Origin of the sequence: Halocynthiibacter styelae (genome assembly GCF_016123485.1) — a bacterium.
In the GTDB taxonomy this organism is placed as follows: domain Bacteria; phylum Pseudomonadota; class Alphaproteobacteria; order Rhodobacterales; family Rhodobacteraceae; genus Halocynthiibacter; species Halocynthiibacter styelae.
In genome coordinates this window covers 304,634-320,532 of record NZ_JADCKQ010000004.1, presented here as the reverse complement: position 1 = coordinate 320,532, position 15,899 = coordinate 304,634, and the positions used below count along the sequence as shown (strand labels likewise).

Sequence of the window (15,899 nt, the reverse complement as noted above, 5' to 3'; positions counted from 1 at the left end):
CCGTGGTACTCCCTAGGGGAATCGAACCCCTCTTTTCAGGTTGAAAACCTGACGTCCTAACCGATAGACGAAGGGAGCACCGTTCGGTGAGCGGGTATTTAGCTTGTCCTCGGAGACTCGGCAAGAGGAAAAACAGCAGATTCAGGATGTTTTTCGAATTTCCTGCGCAGGAGGTATTCGGGTGTGGGATGCAGGGAAAGCCGCAGCAGAAAACAGAATTTCAGCGTTTGGTTTTAGCTGTATCTAATTTGAAGAGGGTAACCGTGGTACTCCCTAGGGGAATCGAACCCCTCTTTTCAGGTTGAAAACCTGACGTCCTAACCGATAGACGAAGGGAGCACCGTTCGGTGAGCGGGTATTTAGCTTGTCCTCGGAGACTCGGCAAGAGAAAAATGTGGTTTTTTCTGCAAAAAGTTAAGATTTCACAGCGGCGGGGTGCATGGGTATGCTTGGGCGTGTTTTAAGCCTCTGCCGCATCCTCAAGCCGCAGCTGCACGCTTTCGCGCCCCTGCCAGCGATTGATTTCAAGCCGCCCGGCCAGGTGGAACAAAGCCCCGTTATGATCCTGCAGGGCAGGGCCAAGCGGGCCGTCAAAAGCCCCGAAGCAAATCGCATCAATACGCGGGCCCATGCCGTCACCAAAGCTGATCTTCAGGTGTGATTCCCCGACGCGTTTGGCGAAAAAGATCTTCTGGCTGGCGAACGCAAACCGGGGGCCGGGGGCACCGGCGCCATAGGGGCCAGCAGATTCGATTTTTGTGACCAGATCGGTCTGGGCTGCCCCGGGCATAAGCATGGCGTCCAGTTTCAGCGCCGCCGGGCCGCCCAGGCCTGCGCCCTGTTTCGCCAGCAGTTCTTCAAGCCGTTCCATCGCGGGTTCCAGCTGATCCCGGGTCAGGGACAGGCCTGCCGCCATCTTATGCCCGCCGCCTTTTTCCAGCAGCCCTTCAGCAACAAGTTTCTGGATCGCATGGCCCAGATCAACACCAGAGACCGAGCGACCAGAGCCTTTGCCTGCATCACCATCAAAACCGATGACAATCGCGGGCAGGTTTGTCGCCTCTTTCATGCGAGACGCGACAATTCCGACAACGCCGGGATGCCAGCCATCGTCCGCAGCCCAGGCCAGCGCCGCCGGTCGGTTGCTTTCCGGTGTATGGGCTTCAAGGCGGTTTTGCGCCTGATCCATCGCGACTTCGCGGGTCAGATTTTCGATCTCGCGGCGTTCACGGTTCAGGATCTCAAGCTGCGCCGCCATGGCGTGGGCTTCCTGCGGATCAACGGAAGCAAGCAGGCGCGCACCCAGATCGGCTTTGCCAATCCGTCCGCCTGCGTTGATGCGCGGCCCCAGCAGGAAACCAAGGTGATATGACGTCGGCGGTCCGTCCATGCCTGCACTGTCAGCCAGCGCAACAAGGCCGGTATGGTGGCGCTGGGCCAGAACTTTCAGGCCCTGACGCACAAAGGCGCGGTTCACACCGATCAGGGGCGCAACATCGGCCACGGTGGCAAGGGCGACGAAATCCAGAAGGTTCAGAAGGTTTGGCCCGGTATTGCCCGCTTCGCGCATCTGGCGGCCGGTTTCGACCAGCATCAGGAAGACCACAGCAGCGGCACAAAGATGGGCCAGATCGCCGCTTTCATCCTGACGATTCGGGTTCACCACCGCATGCACATTGGGCAGGGTTTCGCCGCCAAGGTGGTGATCCAGCACGACAACATCGGTATCACCGGCAGCGGCCAGGGCGTCATGCGAAAGCGTGCCGCAGTCGACACAAACGATCAGGTCATGGTTTGCCGCAAGTTCCGCAATCGCCGGCGCATTGGGGCCGTAGCCTTCGTCAATCCGGTCGGGCACATAAAGCGTGGCGCGTTCATCAACCGGATAGCCCAGTTCACGCAGCCAGTGGATCAGCAGCGCACCGGATGTGCCGCCGTCCACGTCATAATCGGCAAACACGGCAATGCGCTGGCCGGATTGCGCCGCCTGCAGAAAACGCGTGGCAGCAGTTTCCATATCCAGCAGGGAACGCGGATCGGGCAGAAGATCCCGCAAAGATGGTTCAAGGTAGGAAGGCGCATCCATAGCGCTGACGCCCAGCCGGGCGAGCGTCCGGCATAATGCCGGAGCGAGACCGGTTTGCTGCGCCATGGCTTCTGCCTGGCGTTCGGTCTCTATGTCAGGCCCCAGCCAGCGCCGCCCGGTCAGCGACGCGTCCACATTCAGAAATGCCGGGGCCTCAGACACGTTAATTATACAGCATCCACAGGGGTGCGGTATTCCATGCGACGCACGGAACCGGTGCGCGAACGCATCAGAACGGTTTCTGTGGTCAACCAGCCTGGCTCGCGCTTGACGCCGGACAGGATGGAACCGTCTGTCACGCCGGTTGCTGCGAACAGAACGTCTTCGGTGACCATTTCGTCACGGGAATAGATCTTGTCGAAATCGGTGATGCCAGCTTTGGTCGCGCGGCCACGCTCATCATCGTTGCGGAACAACAGACGACCGTACATTTGACCGCCCATGCATTTCAAAGCAGCCGCAGCCAGAACACCTTCGGGTGCGCCGCCCGTGCCCATATACATGTCGATGCCGGTTGTTTCAGATTCTGCGCAATGCATAACACCTGCAACATCACCATCGGAAATCAGACGGATCGCAGCGCCGGTTTCACGGATACCCGCGATAACGTCTTCATGACGTGGACGTTCCAGAACACAAACGGTGATGTCTTCGCAGGCGCAGCCTTTGGCTTTGGCAAGCGCTTCAACACGTTCTTTTGGGGACATGTCCAGCGTTACAACGCCTTCAGGGAAGCCCGGGCCAACCGCCAGCTTGTCCATGTAAACGTCAGGGGCGTGCAGCATAGAGCCGCGCGGACCCATTGCGATCACAGTCAGGGCGTTTGGCATATCTTTTGCGGTCAGTGTGGTGCCTTCCAGCGGGTCCAGTGCGATATCAACGCCAGGGCCTGTGCCAGTACCAACTTCTTCACCGATGTACAGCATTGGCGCTTCGTCGCGTTCGCCTTCACCGATCACAACCACACCGGCAATGTCCAGCAGGTTCAGCTGTTCGCGCATGGCGTTTACAGCGGCCTGGTCAGCGGCTTTCTCATCGCCACGGCCAACAAGGCTTGCAGAGGCCAGGGCAGCAGCCTCAGACACACGGGCCAGGCCCAGAGACAGCATACGATCGTTAAAGTCAGAAGATGTGGGCATTGTTCGGTCTTCCCGGATAAAACATAGGTTGCGCCGGGTTTAATCTGACAGGGCCTTCGGGGCAAGGTGAATCCCTTAATCCGGATGTCTTGTGTTGCGAATTAGGGCCTGTAGCAGCAGGCCCAGCATGGTGCCGTTCAGAATATGCCACATCTGATGTGTGCCATGGGGCCAGACCGGACACAGAGACATGTCAACGGTGCGGAATGTCAAAGAAGTCAGGAACATCAGAGTCGCCCCGATAAACCACCATGCCAGCGGATGGCCGCGTTTCCAGGTCAGGAAGGAAATCACCAGCATGGCCAACAACGCAGGCGCATATTGTTCTGATCCGTTCAGGACGGATTGGGTGTGATGGGTTGCCTCTGTTGCCTCTTCTCCGGATGTCGCCAGGAAGACAATGACCAGAACTGCCAGAACCAACATCACGATGCGTAGAATTTTTCCGGGTGCGACGCCCCCGATGATCCGGACCGAGGCAACAATATAGACCGCCACAAACGTCCAGATCGGGATGATATCTGCCATTTCTGACCAAAGGTTCGCGAATGTATGAAACAGGAAAGACCCGGTCCCGATCAGGAAACAAAGCACGGTCAGCAGTTTGATAACCATCGGCTGACCCGGGCGTTTGCGGATCTCATAAGCGGCCCAGATAGCGGCCAGGACAAAGGAAGTATTAGAAAGCGCATTCAGCGGTTCATTCCAGAACCCGGGCGCTGTGCGTTCACAGTAAATATCAACCGCAGCAAACCAGTCCATTCTGACACTCCTGAATATTCAGGGGCACTAAACGAAGGGGCGGCGGGAAAGTAAAGCGCAAAGCCGGGGCAGGGCGGAACTGCCCCGGCTGTGTTTGGATCAGACGGTTTCGATACGGATCGCAACCGGGGCAGTTGCCACAACACCGGTGCCGCCCAGACCTTCAAGCGCCGCATCCAGAGACTGGCGGGTGCATTTATGGGTCACGATCAGCACAGGGGCATTGTCGCTTTCATGGCTGTACTGGCGCATACGATCAATGGACACACCGGCCTCACCCAGAACAGCGGCAACTTTGGCAAGCGCCCCTGGTTTGTCGGTCAGCTCCATACGCAGGTAATAAGGTGCCGGGGTCGCAGATTGCGCCGGGCGGGCCTCTTCCAGCGTGGCGGCAGGCTGACCAAAGGTCGTCAGACGTGTGCCGCGTGCGATTTCGATCACATCAGACATAACGGCACTTGCAGTCGGGCCTTCACCCGCGCCCGCGCCACGCAGAACGATCTGACCGACGTTGTCACCTTCCAGCACAACCATATTGGTTCCACCTTCCAGCTGACCCAGCGGGCTGTCTGCAGGCACAAGGCAAGGGGTCATGCGCTGTTCCAGGCCACGCCCGGTCATCTGGGCCACACCCAGCAGCTTGATACGGTAACCCATGTCGGCCGCCTGATGAATGTCTTCAATGGTGATGCGGCCAATGCCTTCAAGCTCTACCGCGTCAAAGGCAACCTTTGTGCCATAAGCGATGGAAGCCAGCAGGGACAGTTTGTGCCCCGCATCAATGCCGCCTACGTCAAGGTTCGGATCGGCTTCGAGGTAACCCAGCGCGTCCGCCTCGGCAAAGACCTCATCATAAGGCAGACCGGCGTTTTCCATGCGGGTCAGGATGTAGTTACAGGTGCCGTTCATCACGCCCATGACGCGGGTGATGTCATTGCCTGCCAGGCCTTCGGTCAGGGATTTGACCACTGGGATGCCACCGGCAACGGCAGCTTCAAAACGAATAACCTTGCCTGCGGTTTCAGCGGATTCAGCCAGGGCCTGACCGTGGATCGCAAGCATGGCTTTGTTCGCTGTGACAACGTCTTTACCAGCCGCAATCGCAGCCTCAGTCGCGGCTTTCGCCGGGCCGTCAGAACCGCCCATAAGCTCCACAAACACATCCACATCATCGCGGGTCGCCAGTGCAACCGGATCATCTTCCCAGGCGTAGTCAGACAGGTTCACGCCACGGTCTTTGTCTTTCGAGCGCGCGGAAACGGCGGTAATCACCACCGGGCGGCCTGTGCGCAGGGACAGAAGGTTGGCTTTCTGGCGGATGATCTTCACAACACCAACACCCACGGTGCCAAGTCCTGCAATGCCAAGTCGAAGAGGTGCGGTCATAAGGGGCTCCGTCTGTCAGAAGTATCTGTTCGCAGCCTGGTTAGCGCGAATGCAGGGCAGGTGCAATGTGCAGAGGCGACGGATCAGCGGAAATTTCAGCCGTTCTCACGGGAAAGTGCAGCCAGCAGACGCGCACGGCGGGCTTCATCAATCACCGGGCCCTGAAGGCGACGCGCACGCGATTTCAGCCCGTTCACACGGGACGTCAGACGTGCGCCCTGTTCCTGGGCGCTGATCTGTGTGCTTGCAGTATCGTTTCCGGCGTTCAGCAGATCCTGCAGTGGCAAAATCTCAGGCCAATCCCCCCGGCTGACAGAGGCTTCTTCCACCGCACGGATATGGGCAGGGGGCGCACAGGCGATCAGGGTTAATCCCGCAAGGCAGGTAAAAAGAAGGATTCGCAAATGACTGCTCCGGTTGGTCTTGTGGTGATTTTACTCTGTGACACCAGGGATTAACAGGGGGTGAATCACCGCCGCGTTCCCCGTCAGCGGGAATGCCCCTTGAAATGAACGCGCGTTCAGATAATCTGCCTTCATGGCAAGAAAAACAGGCTCCCATTCCGAAATAACAGGCCCGCGCGTGCGCGCCGCCGCTGAGCGGCTTTTTGCACGGCAGGGCTATGCTGCCGTGTCCATGCGCAAAATCGCGGCAGAAGTCGGGGTGCAGGCCGGCGCGCTTTACCTTTACACCAAGGATAAACAGGCGCTGCTTTTTGATATGATGGATGCCCATATGGTCGCGTTGCTGGATGCCTGGCAGGAACTTGATCCCGGCGGTGACCCGATGATGCGGCTTGAAGCCTTGGTGCGCTTCCACATCCGCTTTCATATGGAACGCCAGGACGCGGTCTTCATCGCCTATATGGAATTGCGCAACCTGACGCCCGATAACTACGTAGCCATCACAGCCCGCCGCAAAGCCTATGAACAGGTGGTCGAGGGTATTCTGTCCGACGGAAAAGCCAGCGGTGCATTTGCAGTGGAAGACGCCCATCTGTCTGCAATGGCTGTGATTGCTATGCTAACCGGCGTGAACACCTGGTACCGCGAAGGCGGCCGCCTGTCGCTGGAACGGGTGGAAGAAATATACTGGGATATGGTACGTAAATCGCTGGTGGGATGAGAGAATGGTGAAATTGTTTCAGGTGGATGCCGCAAACATCGGTCTTTACTTCTACAATCAGGACGATGAAACGTCAGAGCGTATCTGTGCATCCTGTGGGCGCCCCCGTAGTCTCGTAGGTTTTCCGGAGAGACACTTCAGATTGCGCAAGGAACGGGCAGACTGGGGCGCGACCTATGATGGTCAGATGATCATTACGGAACGCGTGGTGACATTCTTACAGGCCCATGCGTCCACGCCTTTTACCACCATCAAAGTTAATCGACGGCCTGCGATGTATGCGCTGAAACTGTCTGAGGTTTTAAGGTTCGACGCAAAGACTGTCGGCACACGCTTTGAAGATTTCTGTACGCGTTGCGGCGAATACGCGACGATTGTTGGTGCATCCCCTCCTGCGGTCTTTACGGATGAGAAGATTGACCCAATGGGGATTTACCGCAGTGACCTGATCTTTGCCTGTGGTCGCGAAATGCATCCGATTATTCTGGTGGGCGAGGGATTGCAGAAGATACTGATGGAATACTTCCGGGAACTGGATTTTGAGGTTGTCCGGATGAGTGATCCCGATTGATTACACTCACCTTCGGGATATTTGCCGAGACAAAATGAATGAGTTGTATTCAGATGCCGCGTACAAAGCTTGAACTGGCCAGAACTGAAAATGAACGCAAACGGCTGGAAAAGTTCCTCCATAAACTTGGTATGCATGAGAGTATCCCCGTGCGGGCCATTGAATATTTGCGACCAGGCCAAAGGGGTGTACTGAACGTTTTTCGAGGGGACATGCCCTTGATTGATGCCGAGAAGCATATCTATGATTTTACCTGGGAGCCCGCATCCTTCATTTTGCGTGGTGAATGGGGCAGGTATGAAGTCGTTTTGAAGGGTTGCACGGTCTGGAGAACTGCGATCGGACCTTGCATTCATCGGTACTCTAAGTGGTCAAAAGATCTGGGCATCCTAAGTCTGAATGGGGAACTGACTGAACTCTGTTTGCATACAGGCCCGGGTGACCACAGTTGTGAGTATAGCTGGAACGATCTGGGGTTGTCCTTTGACGAAACGTTGGTCGCTGTTTTGTATATTTATGCGGGTGTTTATGAAACTCAGACCATCGCAGCGAAAAGCACAGAGTCTTAATGCGCGGGCTTGATGAACCTGTCGTTGCGCAGGTCTGACATGGCCTGACGCAGTTCTTCCGCTGTGTTCATCACAATCGGGCCGTGCCAGGCGATGGGTTCCTGCAAAGGGGCACCGGCGATCAGCAGAAAACGCACGCCTTCCAGGCCGGATTCCAGGCGGATTTCATTGCCTGTGCCAAATTCCACAAGGGTACGGTTGCCGGACATATCCCGGATGTTGACCTCCTGACCCATGACTTCTTTTTCCAGCAGCACGCCGCGCGGGGCTGCACTGTCAGCAAACCGCCCGCTGCCTGCAAACACATACGCAAATGTGTTGCGATACGTATCCATGGGCAGGGTCTTGATCGTGTTGGGCGCAACAGAGATATCAAGGTAAACCGGGTCAGTTGCGATGCCTTTCACTGGCCCTTCAATTCCACGCCAGTCCCCGGCAATTACCCGGATGCGGGTGCCGTCATCATCAACCCGCTCGGCGATTTTGCCAGAAGGAATATCCTGGTAGCGCGGGGCGCACATTTTCTCACTGGCGGGCAGGTTTGACCAAAGCTGAAACCCGTGCATTTGTCCCTGAGTGTTCGCGATGGGCATTTCATGATGCATAATGCCGGAACCGGCAGTCATCCACTGAATATCGCCCGCGCCAATGACGCCTTTGTTTCCAAGGCTGTCCGCATGTTCAACGGTGCCATTCAGCACATAGCTGATGGTTTCAATGCCGCGATGGGGGTGCCATGGGAAACCCGCAATATCGCCTTTGACATCATCCTGCCGGAAATCGTCAAACAGCAGGAATGGGTCAAATTTCTTCGGGTTGTGAAAGCCAAAAGCGCGATGCAGGTGCACACCAGCACCTTCAACCGTCGGGGTGGCAAGGCTTGTCGTCAGAGCGGGGCGGATGGACATGGTGTTTCTCCTTTATGATGGAAATATATGTCATCACAGCTCATGTGCATATGGGCGCATATGTGGGTGATCGCGCGTGTGGTGTGCGATTTTTATGGGGTGGACCTGGTGGTGTGATACCAATTCCAGTTTCCCAGTTTCCCAGTTTCCCAGTTTCCCAGTTTCCCAGTTTCCCAGTTTCCCAGTTTCCCAGTTTTCCAGTTTTCTGGTTTGCGGACTGGTGACCTTTGCGCTTTCCCATTGTATTAAAAGCTGGAAATGAGGGAGACACAGATGACAGATCAGAACACAACGGCGGGCGAGGCCGAGGTCCTTATGGAATTGGAGGTCTCTCCCATACGGCGCATTTTCGCCCTGATGGTGCTGTTTCTGCTTGGTTTGCTCCTGATCTGGAATGGGATGATTCTGCCCGGTGCTGCTATCGGCCTGAAGTTGCTTCTCATGCTGATGGGTACAGCTGTCCTGTGGCTGGGCATCAAAATGTACGACCGTACACGAGGCGGTCTGATCCTGACGAAAGAGGCCCTCAGCGATTATCGCGGAACCTGCCTGATCCGTATGGAAGATGTGGTAGCGATGGAAAAAGGTGTTTTCGCCCTGAAACCATCAAACGGCTTTATGCTGCGTGGTACTGGCGCACCTGGTAACCTCTGGGCGCCCGGGATGTATTGGCGTGTCGGTACGCGCGTGGGTGTTGGTGGAATCACCAACGCGCGTGACGCAAAATCAATGATTGAGATCATTGTTGCACTGACAGAAACGCATTCTTAACAATCGGGCCGTTTGTTCAGTTGTTACAACGGGTTTCCCAGCAGACGCGGCCATTCTGCCGATTTGTTGTGAATATGAAATTCTGAAACGTCACCCTTTGCAGATCAATCCCGAAATACGGGGTGCTGAAGGCCGGGAAATAGTTCGATGACGTTTCAACAATGATGGCATAATCACCTTTTGCCATCACAGGAAGTTCATCTCGCTTGTTTGTATTCAGGGCATCGGTCGTCCAGGTGGTGTTTCCTTTTGTGGCTTCAGACCAGACAACATCATATTCATCATCATCATCGTCCCACTGGACTGATGTCAGGCGGATCCAGTTATTATATTCGTTGCCCACGATGAAATCGAACACATCCTGCATCCCATTCAGGTGTCTGTCGCTCAGCGGTTCTGTCTGTCGGGTGACGAAATCCGCAAGTGCGTAAGAGGCCCGCAAGTTCAGCCCCTCTGCCCGGAACGCATGAAAGAAAGCAAACATCCCGATGTAAGCCCAGATCAGCATGGGAAACAGATATACAAATTCCACAGACAGGCCTGCAGACGTGTCATCTCTGAATTTCCGCAATTCAAGACGCAGACCCGCCATGAATTCCTGCACGTAAAGCTTTGAAATGTTAAACTCCGTCATCTTGAGGCTCGTTTACAAAGGTTGAGGTGGACAAAAGACCATAGTGTTGATTGCCATCAAGGGGCAGACCCAGGGCCAGGCCCGTGGTTGGGAAGAACGGGCTGAATTTGACGCAGGCGCGCAGCACCATCAGTTCAGTGTCGCCGCCACGGTTCAGATCACTCGGAGGATTTATTTCTTCTTCCTTGTCATAGCAGATCGCCTGTTGGGATGGCAGAACCCATGTGTTCTCATCAATCGGGCGCAATTCCAGTCGGATAGATTCTTCGCAGCTCGGAAGCACCAGCGTGTCGCGGCAGATCCGGTCTTTAAGTTCGTCATGCGTGATATCCGCGATGTTCCCAAGGCGGAGATCCCTGACAGAAATTTCAACGGCCCGGTCAAGCATCACCTGACGTAACATGAGAATGCCGGTTTCAATAATGGCCAGAAACACCATGAAGAAAAGCGGGAACAATATCACGAACTCGATGGTGACGTTCCCAGATTCATCCTTTCGGAACCACTTGAAAATATTCAGAAATCTACGCATCAGAGTGTCAATCTCAGTTCGTTAATCTGGCTGGCAATTGTGTCAAAGGCTTTGTTGATTTCAGTGCCTTCCACACGGAAGAAATGTGCCGCGGTGGTCGCACAGTTCCGCATGATATTGGCGCTGGTGTTGTTAACCTCAAACCCGATTGTGAAAACGATAATATCGTTTTCTTTCGCCAGTGTGCAGATCTGATTTAGTCGTGAATTCGCCTGCGATGCGGTATAGTCCGTTTCAACATAGTTCCCCCAGTATCCACCGAAGGCGTTAGCATACCCGTAGAGGCCATATTGATCAAAGCGGTCAATTTCCAGTTCTGTATCATAGTATTGCCGGCGCAGGCGTTGTGAGCCGACATTCACGCCGTCTGTCATCAGGATAACGAATTTTTTCGTATCCACGTCAGATCGCGGGGCAGGGCGATCTGCAAAAGCGGAATCAATGTTCACACCACCAACAGGGTTGGCTGACAGATTGGCGATCATGGGCTGTGATGAAGGATCTAACAGAATAGTTGCCCACTTCATGCCTGTATGAATGGCCGTATTATGACGGGCCTGCAGGCGGGAAATGGCATCCTTCAGCTCATTGCGATCCTGACTGATCGGAATAATTCGTTCATAGGTTCGCTTCGGGCAGCTCGGGTTATCAATACCTGAACTATAGGGGCCATATCCATATTGGGTAAAATGCTGTCCCTGACGATATTGACCAGAGGGGCTTAACCCTAAGCGTCCAAAATCAGCAGCCGTGAATTCAAGACAGTGGGAATAGTTGTGTCGTGGTATATCTGTAAGATTTATCTGACTCAGTAGACCGGGACCAGCGTTAACCTGTGCCGTATAGGGAACCAGAGAAAGAGAAACGAGCCCCTCAACCTCATCACGCAGGACAGTATCAACAAAGTCCTGCGCTGCACCGCGCAGAGTGCGGATTTTTGAACCACGCATAGAACCTGAAATATCCAGAACCAGGGAAATCTCTACATTGGAAACGCGTTCTTCGGCCTGACCGACGGCGGCTGTCTCCAGGACATCAATCCCTTCCCAATCCGGCATATAGCGTGATTCAAGTCGCAGAAACCGTGTGCGCAAATCAACCGAAGCCCTTGCTGTCACAATCCGATATGTTCCTGCGGCATTTCCCTCCACGTGTACTTCATCAACAAAGGCCGCCATGCCTGCTTTTTCAAAGTAATCATTCACCACGGTGGCCGGATCAAGTGTCTGGTCAAGATCAGCCGCAGCAAGGATTGCCCGATCCAATGTGTTCTGAAGCCTGATGCGGGCTGTTTCCTGGCGGACAAAATCAACGCCCATGCCTGTCATTAGAAGAAGAACGATAAAGATCATCAGTGTCAGAATCAGAAGAGACCCGGATTCGTCCCTGTAAAAACTCTTCAGTTCCGATTCGAAACGCTTCTGAGGTCGGGCGAAAAAACCTGTTTTGCCCAATGCTTTCAGGCCAAATTTCTTGAACATGTGCAACCCTCTTGTGCAATAGCAGAAATAAGCAACAGAACACGGGCAAAATACTAAGATACTAAATCATACAGATATGGCTAAAATGGGGCACGCGCCCCTTTCCGGTCGTATTCGGGTCATTTCGCTAATCTGATCGACCATAAAATCTGACCACAGATTAATACGGTAAATGTGGCGGGGCAATACCTTCTTGGCGATGCCGCATTCGCGATATGCGCTCTCTGGTTGAAATTGACGTTTTTTTAAGAAATCTGGGCGTTTTTACGCGACGTCTTAAGTAATCCGTCATAGTCTGTCTGCACAAAAAACAGGCATTGATTCGAAGAAGTGTCTGAAAAATTATCTGTAAATGCGGCAAATTATGCCGCCGGAGGTTTAGAATGAACGCAAGCACTGGACATGCCCAGGAACCAAGTTTTCGCGAATCAGTTGATCTTATGTTTAACCGCGCGGTTGCCATGATGGACCTGCCTCCGGGGCTTGAGGAAAAAATCAGGGTCTGCAACGCGACTTATACTGTACGTTTCGGCGTGCGTCTGCGCGGTCAGATCCAGACCTTCACGGGCTATCGCTCTGTGCATTCCGAACATATGGAACCTGTAAAAGGGGGCATTCGTTACGCCTCTGCCGTGGACCAGGATGAAGTCGAAGCGCTGGCAGCGCTGATGACCTATAAATGTGCCTTGGTTGAAGCACCGTTTGGTGGTTCTAAAGGCGGGCTCTGCATCAATCCGCGTGATTATGAAGAACATGAACTGGAACTGATCACCCGTCGTTTTGCCTATGAACTTGCAAAGCGCGACCTGATCCACCCATCCCAGAACGTGCCTGCGCCTGACATGGGCACCGGCGAACGTGAAATGGCCTGGATGGCCGATCAATACGCGCGGATGAACACAACTGACATCAACGCTAAAGCCTGTGTGACGGGTAAACCTCTGAACGCCGGTGGTATTGCTGGCCGTGTTGAAGCAACCGGTCGTGGTGTTCAATATGCGCTGCAGGAATTTTTCCGTCACCCCGAAGACATCAAAATGGCGGGTCTGACCGGCAAACTTGATGGCAAACGCGTGATCGTTCAGGGTCTCGGCAACGTGGGTTATCACGCCGCGAAATTCCTGTCCGAAGAAGACGGGTCTATCATCACAGGTATTATTGAGCGCGATGGCGGCATCTTCAATGATGACGGTCTGGACGTTGATGCTGTGCACAAATGGCTGGGCGAAAACGGCGGCGTTAAGGGCTTCTCTGGCGGCACTTACGTTGAAAATGGTGCGGAACTTCTTGAAAAAGACTGTGACATCCTGATCCCGGCGGCACTTGAAGGCGTGATCAACCTCAGCAACGCTGAACGTGTGACAGCGCCCCTGATTATTGAGGCTGCGAACGGCCCTGTGACTGCGGGTGCGGATGAAGTTCTGCGCAACAAAGGCACCGTGATCATTCCGGATATGTACGCAAACGCCGGTGGTGTGACCGTGTCTTACTTTGAATGGGTGAAAAACCTGTCGCATATCCGTTTCGGCCGTATGCAGCGCCGTCAGGAAGAGTCGCGTCACCAGCTGGTGATTGACGAACTCGAACGTCTGGATGATGCCATGGGCGATCGCTGGTCCATGACCCCTGATTTCAAACAGAAATATCTGCGTGGCGCGGGCGAACTTGAACTGGTGCGCTCTGGTCTCGATGACACGATGCGCATCGCCTACCAGTCCATGCGCGAAGTCTGGCATTCCCGCGATGACGTGACCGACCTGCGTATGGCGGCTTACCTTGTGGCAATCGGTAAAGTTGCCGCAAGCTACCGCGCCAAGGGTCTCTGATCCCTTCTGTCACGGAAGAATACGAACGTTTCAAAGGCCTCGCGATTGCGGGGCCTTTTTATGTCAGCAGCTGTCGGGACACGGGTTGTAATCTGTTCCCGCCCAACGTCCTATGCGCATGCATTTCAGAGGAAGACATAGTATGATACAGGATCTGATCTACAGCTGCACCTGCGGCAAAACCACGGCACGGCTGCACAATGTATCCCCGCGCACCGGCAATCTCGCCCGCTGTCACTGCAAAGACTGCCAGGCCTTTGCAACCTGGCTGCATCAGCAGGGTGGGGCGGATATTATGGATGAAAACGGCGGCACAGAGCTTTGGCAAACATTGGCCTGGCACGTTGAATTCCTGACCGGTAAAGACGAAAATCTGAAAGCCCTGCGCCTGTCGCCCAAGGGTCTGATCCGCTGGTACGCGGGCTGCTGCCATGCGCCTTTTGGCAACACCATGGGATCACAATCCATGACATTTGTTGGCTTGCCGCTGTCGGGGTTTGATGCCAAAGCCACTGATAACATGGGTGGATTCAGCGCATCAATGTTTGCCAAAACCGCACGCGCAGGCAGCACTCCGCCGGATGATTTTGGGTTCGGCAAAACCATTGCGCGTATTCTCTGGCGACAGCTGAAAGGCAAACTGCGGGCCAAAACCCGGGCAACGCCATATTGGCAGGGGAACGCGCCGGTATCTGATCCACAGGTTCTGACGCTGCCGGAACGCCAGGCGGTCACACCTGATTAAGATACGCCACCCTAATATCATAAAACGACATTCTCCGTCGCCTGGGGGCGTTGCATCCCCGGGCGTCACCTGATTAGCTGTGCCTGAAATCAGGGAGAATATTCATGCGATTTTCTGCATGGCAGGTGTTGAAAGAGGGGCTGACCGGCAACAAAGGCTGGAAACCCCACTGGCGCAGCCCGGAGCCACAATCCGAGTATGACATCATTATCATCGGCGGCGGCGGGCATGGCCTGTCCACGGCCTATCATCTGGCGGCGAAATATACGGACAAACGTATCGCAGTGCTGGAAAAAGGCTATATCGGCGGCGGCAATGTCGGCCGGAACACCACAATTGTGCGGGCGAATTACTTCCTGAAGGGCAATTCAGAATTTTACAGCCACTCCCTGAAACTGTGGGAGCGCATGGAAAAAGACCTGAATTACAACGCGATGCATTCCCAGCGCGGCATTCTCAACCTGTTCCATTCCGACGGCCAGCGCGACGCAGCCGCCCGGCGCGGGAATATGATGGTCAATCAAGGTGACGATGCGATTTTGCTGGATCGCGAAGGCGTGCGGGACATCTTGCCATACCTTGATTACGACAATATCCGCTTCCCGGTTTATGGCGCGCTTTACCACAAACGCGGCGGCACGGCCCGCCATGATGCGGTGGCCTGGGGCTATGCCCGGGGTGCGGATCAACGCGGCGTGGATATCATTCAGAACTGCGAAGTCACTGGAATCGATATTGAAAATGGCGTGGTTAAAGGTGTTCAAACCTCAAAAGGCCCGATCAAAGCCAAGAAAGTCGGCATGGTTGTTGCGGGTCGTTCCAGCCAGGTTGCGGCCATGGCAGGCATGCAGGTGCCGATTGAAAGCACCGTTTTACAAGCCTTCGTAACCGAGGGGCTAAAGCCGGTTCTGGACAACGTCGTGACCTTCGGCATGGGGCATTTTTATATCAGCCAATCCGACAAAGGCGGTCTTGTGTTTGGGGGCGACATCGACATGTACGCAAGTTACGCCCAACGCGGCAACTTGCCGACGACCGAACATGTGATCGACGCGGCCATGACGCTTATGCCTATGATCGGAAAGGCAAAATTGCTGCGGTCTTGGGGGGGCATCATGGATATGTCGCCGGATGGATCACCCGTGATCGATAAAACCCATGTTGAGGGGCTCTATCTGAATTGTGGCTGGAACTATGGCGGGTTTAAAGCGGTGCCTGCTTCAGGTGACTGTTTTGCGCATCTCATTGCCAAAGATGAGCCCCATCCGGTGGCCGAAAAATTCCGCCTTGATCGCTTTCGTACCGGCCATGGGATCATGGACGAAGAAGGCACCGGCAGCCAGCATAACACCCACTGAGGAGAC

General features: G+C 54.8%; 16 protein-coding genes and 2 tRNA genes. 7 read left to right on the top strand and 11 right to left on the bottom strand.

Annotated elements, in window-relative coordinates; translation table 11 throughout:
• Positions 1 to 3: 3 nt before the first annotated feature.
• From H1D41_RS07825 to H1D41_RS07795, 7 genes are all read right to left on the bottom strand, one after another.
• Positions 4 to 78, bottom strand: a tRNA-Glu gene (locus H1D41_RS07825).
• Between the two features lie 186 nt (positions 79 to 264).
• Positions 265 to 339, bottom strand: a tRNA-Glu gene (locus H1D41_RS07820).
• 121 nt (positions 340 to 460) lie between these two features.
• Complete coding sequence (gene recJ / locus H1D41_RS07815; protein ID WP_228848376.1) at positions 461 to 2,254, bottom strand: single-stranded-DNA-specific exonuclease RecJ; 1,794 nt, start codon at positions 2,252 to 2,254, stop codon at positions 461 to 463.
• Positions 2,254 to 3,225 (bottom strand): class II fructose-bisphosphatase, encoded by a 972-nt coding sequence (gene glpX, locus H1D41_RS07810; RefSeq protein WP_107495141.1) that lies wholly within the window; start codon positions 3,223 to 3,225, stop codon positions 2,254 to 2,256. Before glpX ends, recJ begins: the two co-directional genes overlap by 1 nt.
• A gap of 75 nt (positions 3,226 to 3,300) precedes the next feature.
• Positions 3,301 to 3,987, bottom strand: a complete 687-nt coding sequence (locus H1D41_RS07805) for a ceramidase domain-containing protein (protein ID WP_228848364.1) — start codon at positions 3,985 to 3,987, stop codon at positions 3,301 to 3,303.
• 99 nt (positions 3,988 to 4,086) lie between these two features.
• Positions 4,087 to 5,373, bottom strand: a complete 1,287-nt coding sequence (locus H1D41_RS07800; RefSeq protein WP_228848363.1) for a homoserine dehydrogenase — start codon at positions 5,371 to 5,373, stop codon at positions 4,087 to 4,089.
• Between the two features lie 95 nt (positions 5,374 to 5,468).
• A complete protein-coding gene (locus tag H1D41_RS07795) occupies positions 5,469 to 5,777 on the bottom strand; it encodes a hypothetical protein (protein ID WP_228848362.1) in 309 nt (102 codons plus the stop codon).
• A gap of 133 nt (positions 5,778 to 5,910) precedes the next feature.
• Between H1D41_RS07795 and H1D41_RS07790 the strand changes: the two genes are divergently transcribed.
• Genes H1D41_RS07790 through H1D41_RS07780 form a run of 3 tightly spaced genes read left to right on the top strand, consistent with a single transcriptional unit; the run spans position 5,911 to position 7,638 of the window.
• Complete coding sequence (locus H1D41_RS07790; RefSeq protein ID WP_228848361.1) at positions 5,911 to 6,498, top strand: TetR/AcrR family transcriptional regulator; 588 nt, start codon at positions 5,911 to 5,913, stop codon at positions 6,496 to 6,498.
• Between the two features lie 4 nt (positions 6,499 to 6,502).
• Positions 6,503 to 7,069 carry a hypothetical protein gene (locus tag H1D41_RS07785; protein ID WP_228848360.1) on the top strand — a complete coding sequence of 189 codons (567 nt, stop codon included), beginning with the start codon at positions 6,503 to 6,505 and terminating at the stop codon, positions 7,067 to 7,069.
• Between the two features lie 53 nt (positions 7,070 to 7,122).
• Positions 7,123 to 7,638, top strand: a complete 516-nt coding sequence (locus H1D41_RS07780) for a hypothetical protein (RefSeq protein WP_228848359.1) — start codon at positions 7,123 to 7,125, stop codon at positions 7,636 to 7,638.
• On the opposite strand, the gene H1D41_RS07775 is transcribed toward H1D41_RS07780, so the two are convergent.
• Positions 7,635 to 8,546: a pirin family protein gene (locus H1D41_RS07775; protein ID WP_228848358.1), complete on the bottom strand. Its 912-nt coding sequence runs from the start codon at positions 8,544 to 8,546 to the stop codon at positions 7,635 to 7,637. The genes H1D41_RS07780 and H1D41_RS07775 overlap by 4 nt on opposite strands.
• Positions 8,547 to 8,819: 273 nt before the next feature.
• Between H1D41_RS07775 and H1D41_RS07770 the strand changes: the two genes are divergently transcribed.
• Positions 8,820 to 9,317 (top strand): hypothetical protein, encoded by a 498-nt coding sequence (locus H1D41_RS07770; protein WP_228848357.1) that lies wholly within the window; start codon positions 8,820 to 8,822, stop codon positions 9,315 to 9,317.
• 16 nt (positions 9,318 to 9,333) lie between these two features.
• Here H1D41_RS07770 and H1D41_RS07765 read toward each other — a convergent pair whose 3' ends face one another.
• The 3 genes from H1D41_RS07765 to H1D41_RS07755 are packed head-to-tail and all read right to left on the bottom strand — an operon-like array spanning position 9,334 to position 11,964.
• Positions 9,334 to 9,951, bottom strand: coding sequence for a TadE/TadG family type IV pilus assembly protein (locus H1D41_RS07765; RefSeq protein ID WP_228848356.1), 618 nt, complete (start codon positions 9,949 to 9,951; stop codon positions 9,334 to 9,336).
• A complete protein-coding gene (locus H1D41_RS07760) occupies positions 9,938 to 10,483 on the bottom strand; it encodes a TadE/TadG family type IV pilus assembly protein (RefSeq protein WP_228848355.1) in 546 nt (181 codons plus the stop codon). Before H1D41_RS07760 ends, H1D41_RS07765 begins: the two co-directional genes overlap by 14 nt.
• A complete protein-coding gene (locus H1D41_RS07755) occupies positions 10,483 to 11,964 on the bottom strand; it encodes a pilus assembly protein (RefSeq protein ID WP_228848354.1) in 1,482 nt (493 codons plus the stop codon). Before H1D41_RS07755 ends, H1D41_RS07760 begins: the two co-directional genes overlap by 1 nt.
• A gap of 383 nt (positions 11,965 to 12,347) precedes the next feature.
• Between H1D41_RS07755 and H1D41_RS07750 the strand changes: the two genes are divergently transcribed.
• The 3 genes from H1D41_RS07750 (at position 12,348) to H1D41_RS07740 (ending at position 15,893) form a co-directional block, all read left to right on the top strand.
• A complete protein-coding gene (locus H1D41_RS07750; RefSeq protein ID WP_228848353.1) occupies positions 12,348 to 13,790 on the top strand; it encodes a Glu/Leu/Phe/Val family dehydrogenase in 1,443 nt (480 codons plus the stop codon).
• A gap of 142 nt (positions 13,791 to 13,932) precedes the next feature.
• The gene (locus tag H1D41_RS07745; RefSeq protein WP_228848352.1) at positions 13,933 to 14,535 is read left to right on the top strand and encodes a DUF6151 family protein; all 603 of its coding nucleotides are present in this window, start codon (positions 13,933 to 13,935) and stop codon (positions 14,533 to 14,535) included.
• A gap of 104 nt (positions 14,536 to 14,639) precedes the next feature.
• The gene (locus H1D41_RS07740) at positions 14,640 to 15,893 is read left to right on the top strand and encodes a sarcosine oxidase subunit beta family protein (RefSeq protein ID WP_228848351.1); all 1,254 of its coding nucleotides are present in this window, start codon (positions 14,640 to 14,642) and stop codon (positions 15,891 to 15,893) included.
• The last annotated feature ends 6 nt before the right edge of the window (positions 15,894 to 15,899 follow it).

Bases quoted from the DNA above. Each gene is read 5' to 3' on its own strand.
- H1D41_RS07790 (WP_228848361.1), top strand. From the start codon at position 5,911: ATGGCAAGAAAAACAGGCTCCCATTCCGAAATAACAGGCCCGCGCGTG.
- H1D41_RS07745 (WP_228848352.1), top strand. From the start codon at position 13,933: ATGATACAGGATCTGATCTACAGCTGCACCTGCGGCAAAACCACGGCA.
- H1D41_RS07770 (WP_228848357.1), top strand. From the start codon at position 8,820: ATGACAGATCAGAACACAACGGCGGGCGAGGCCGAGGTCCTTATGGAA.
- H1D41_RS07800 (WP_228848363.1), bottom strand. From the start codon at position 5,373: ATGACCGCACCTCTTCGACTTGGCATTGCAGGACTTGGCACCGTGGGT.
- H1D41_RS07785 (WP_228848360.1), top strand. From the start codon at position 6,503: ATGGTGAAATTGTTTCAGGTGGATGCCGCAAACATCGGTCTTTACTTC.
- H1D41_RS07780 (WP_228848359.1), top strand. From the start codon at position 7,123: ATGCCGCGTACAAAGCTTGAACTGGCCAGAACTGAAAATGAACGCAAA.
- H1D41_RS07760 (WP_228848355.1), bottom strand. From the start codon at position 10,483: ATGCGTAGATTTCTGAATATTTTCAAGTGGTTCCGAAAGGATGAATCT.
- H1D41_RS07740 (WP_228848351.1), top strand. From the start codon at position 14,640: ATGCGATTTTCTGCATGGCAGGTGTTGAAAGAGGGGCTGACCGGCAAC.
- H1D41_RS07765 (WP_228848356.1), bottom strand. From the start codon at position 9,951: ATGACGGAGTTTAACATTTCAAAGCTTTACGTGCAGGAATTCATGGCG.
- H1D41_RS07805 (WP_228848364.1), bottom strand. From the start codon at position 3,987: ATGGACTGGTTTGCTGCGGTTGATATTTACTGTGAACGCACAGCGCCC.
- glpX (WP_107495141.1), bottom strand. From the start codon at position 3,225: ATGCCCACATCTTCTGACTTTAACGATCGTATGCTGTCTCTGGGCCTG.
- H1D41_RS07775 (WP_228848358.1), bottom strand. From the start codon at position 8,546: ATGTCCATCCGCCCCGCTCTGACGACAAGCCTTGCCACCCCGACGGTT.
- H1D41_RS07755 (WP_228848354.1), bottom strand. From the start codon at position 11,964: ATGTTCAAGAAATTTGGCCTGAAAGCATTGGGCAAAACAGGTTTTTTC.
- H1D41_RS07750 (WP_228848353.1), top strand. From the start codon at position 12,348: ATGAACGCAAGCACTGGACATGCCCAGGAACCAAGTTTTCGCGAATCA.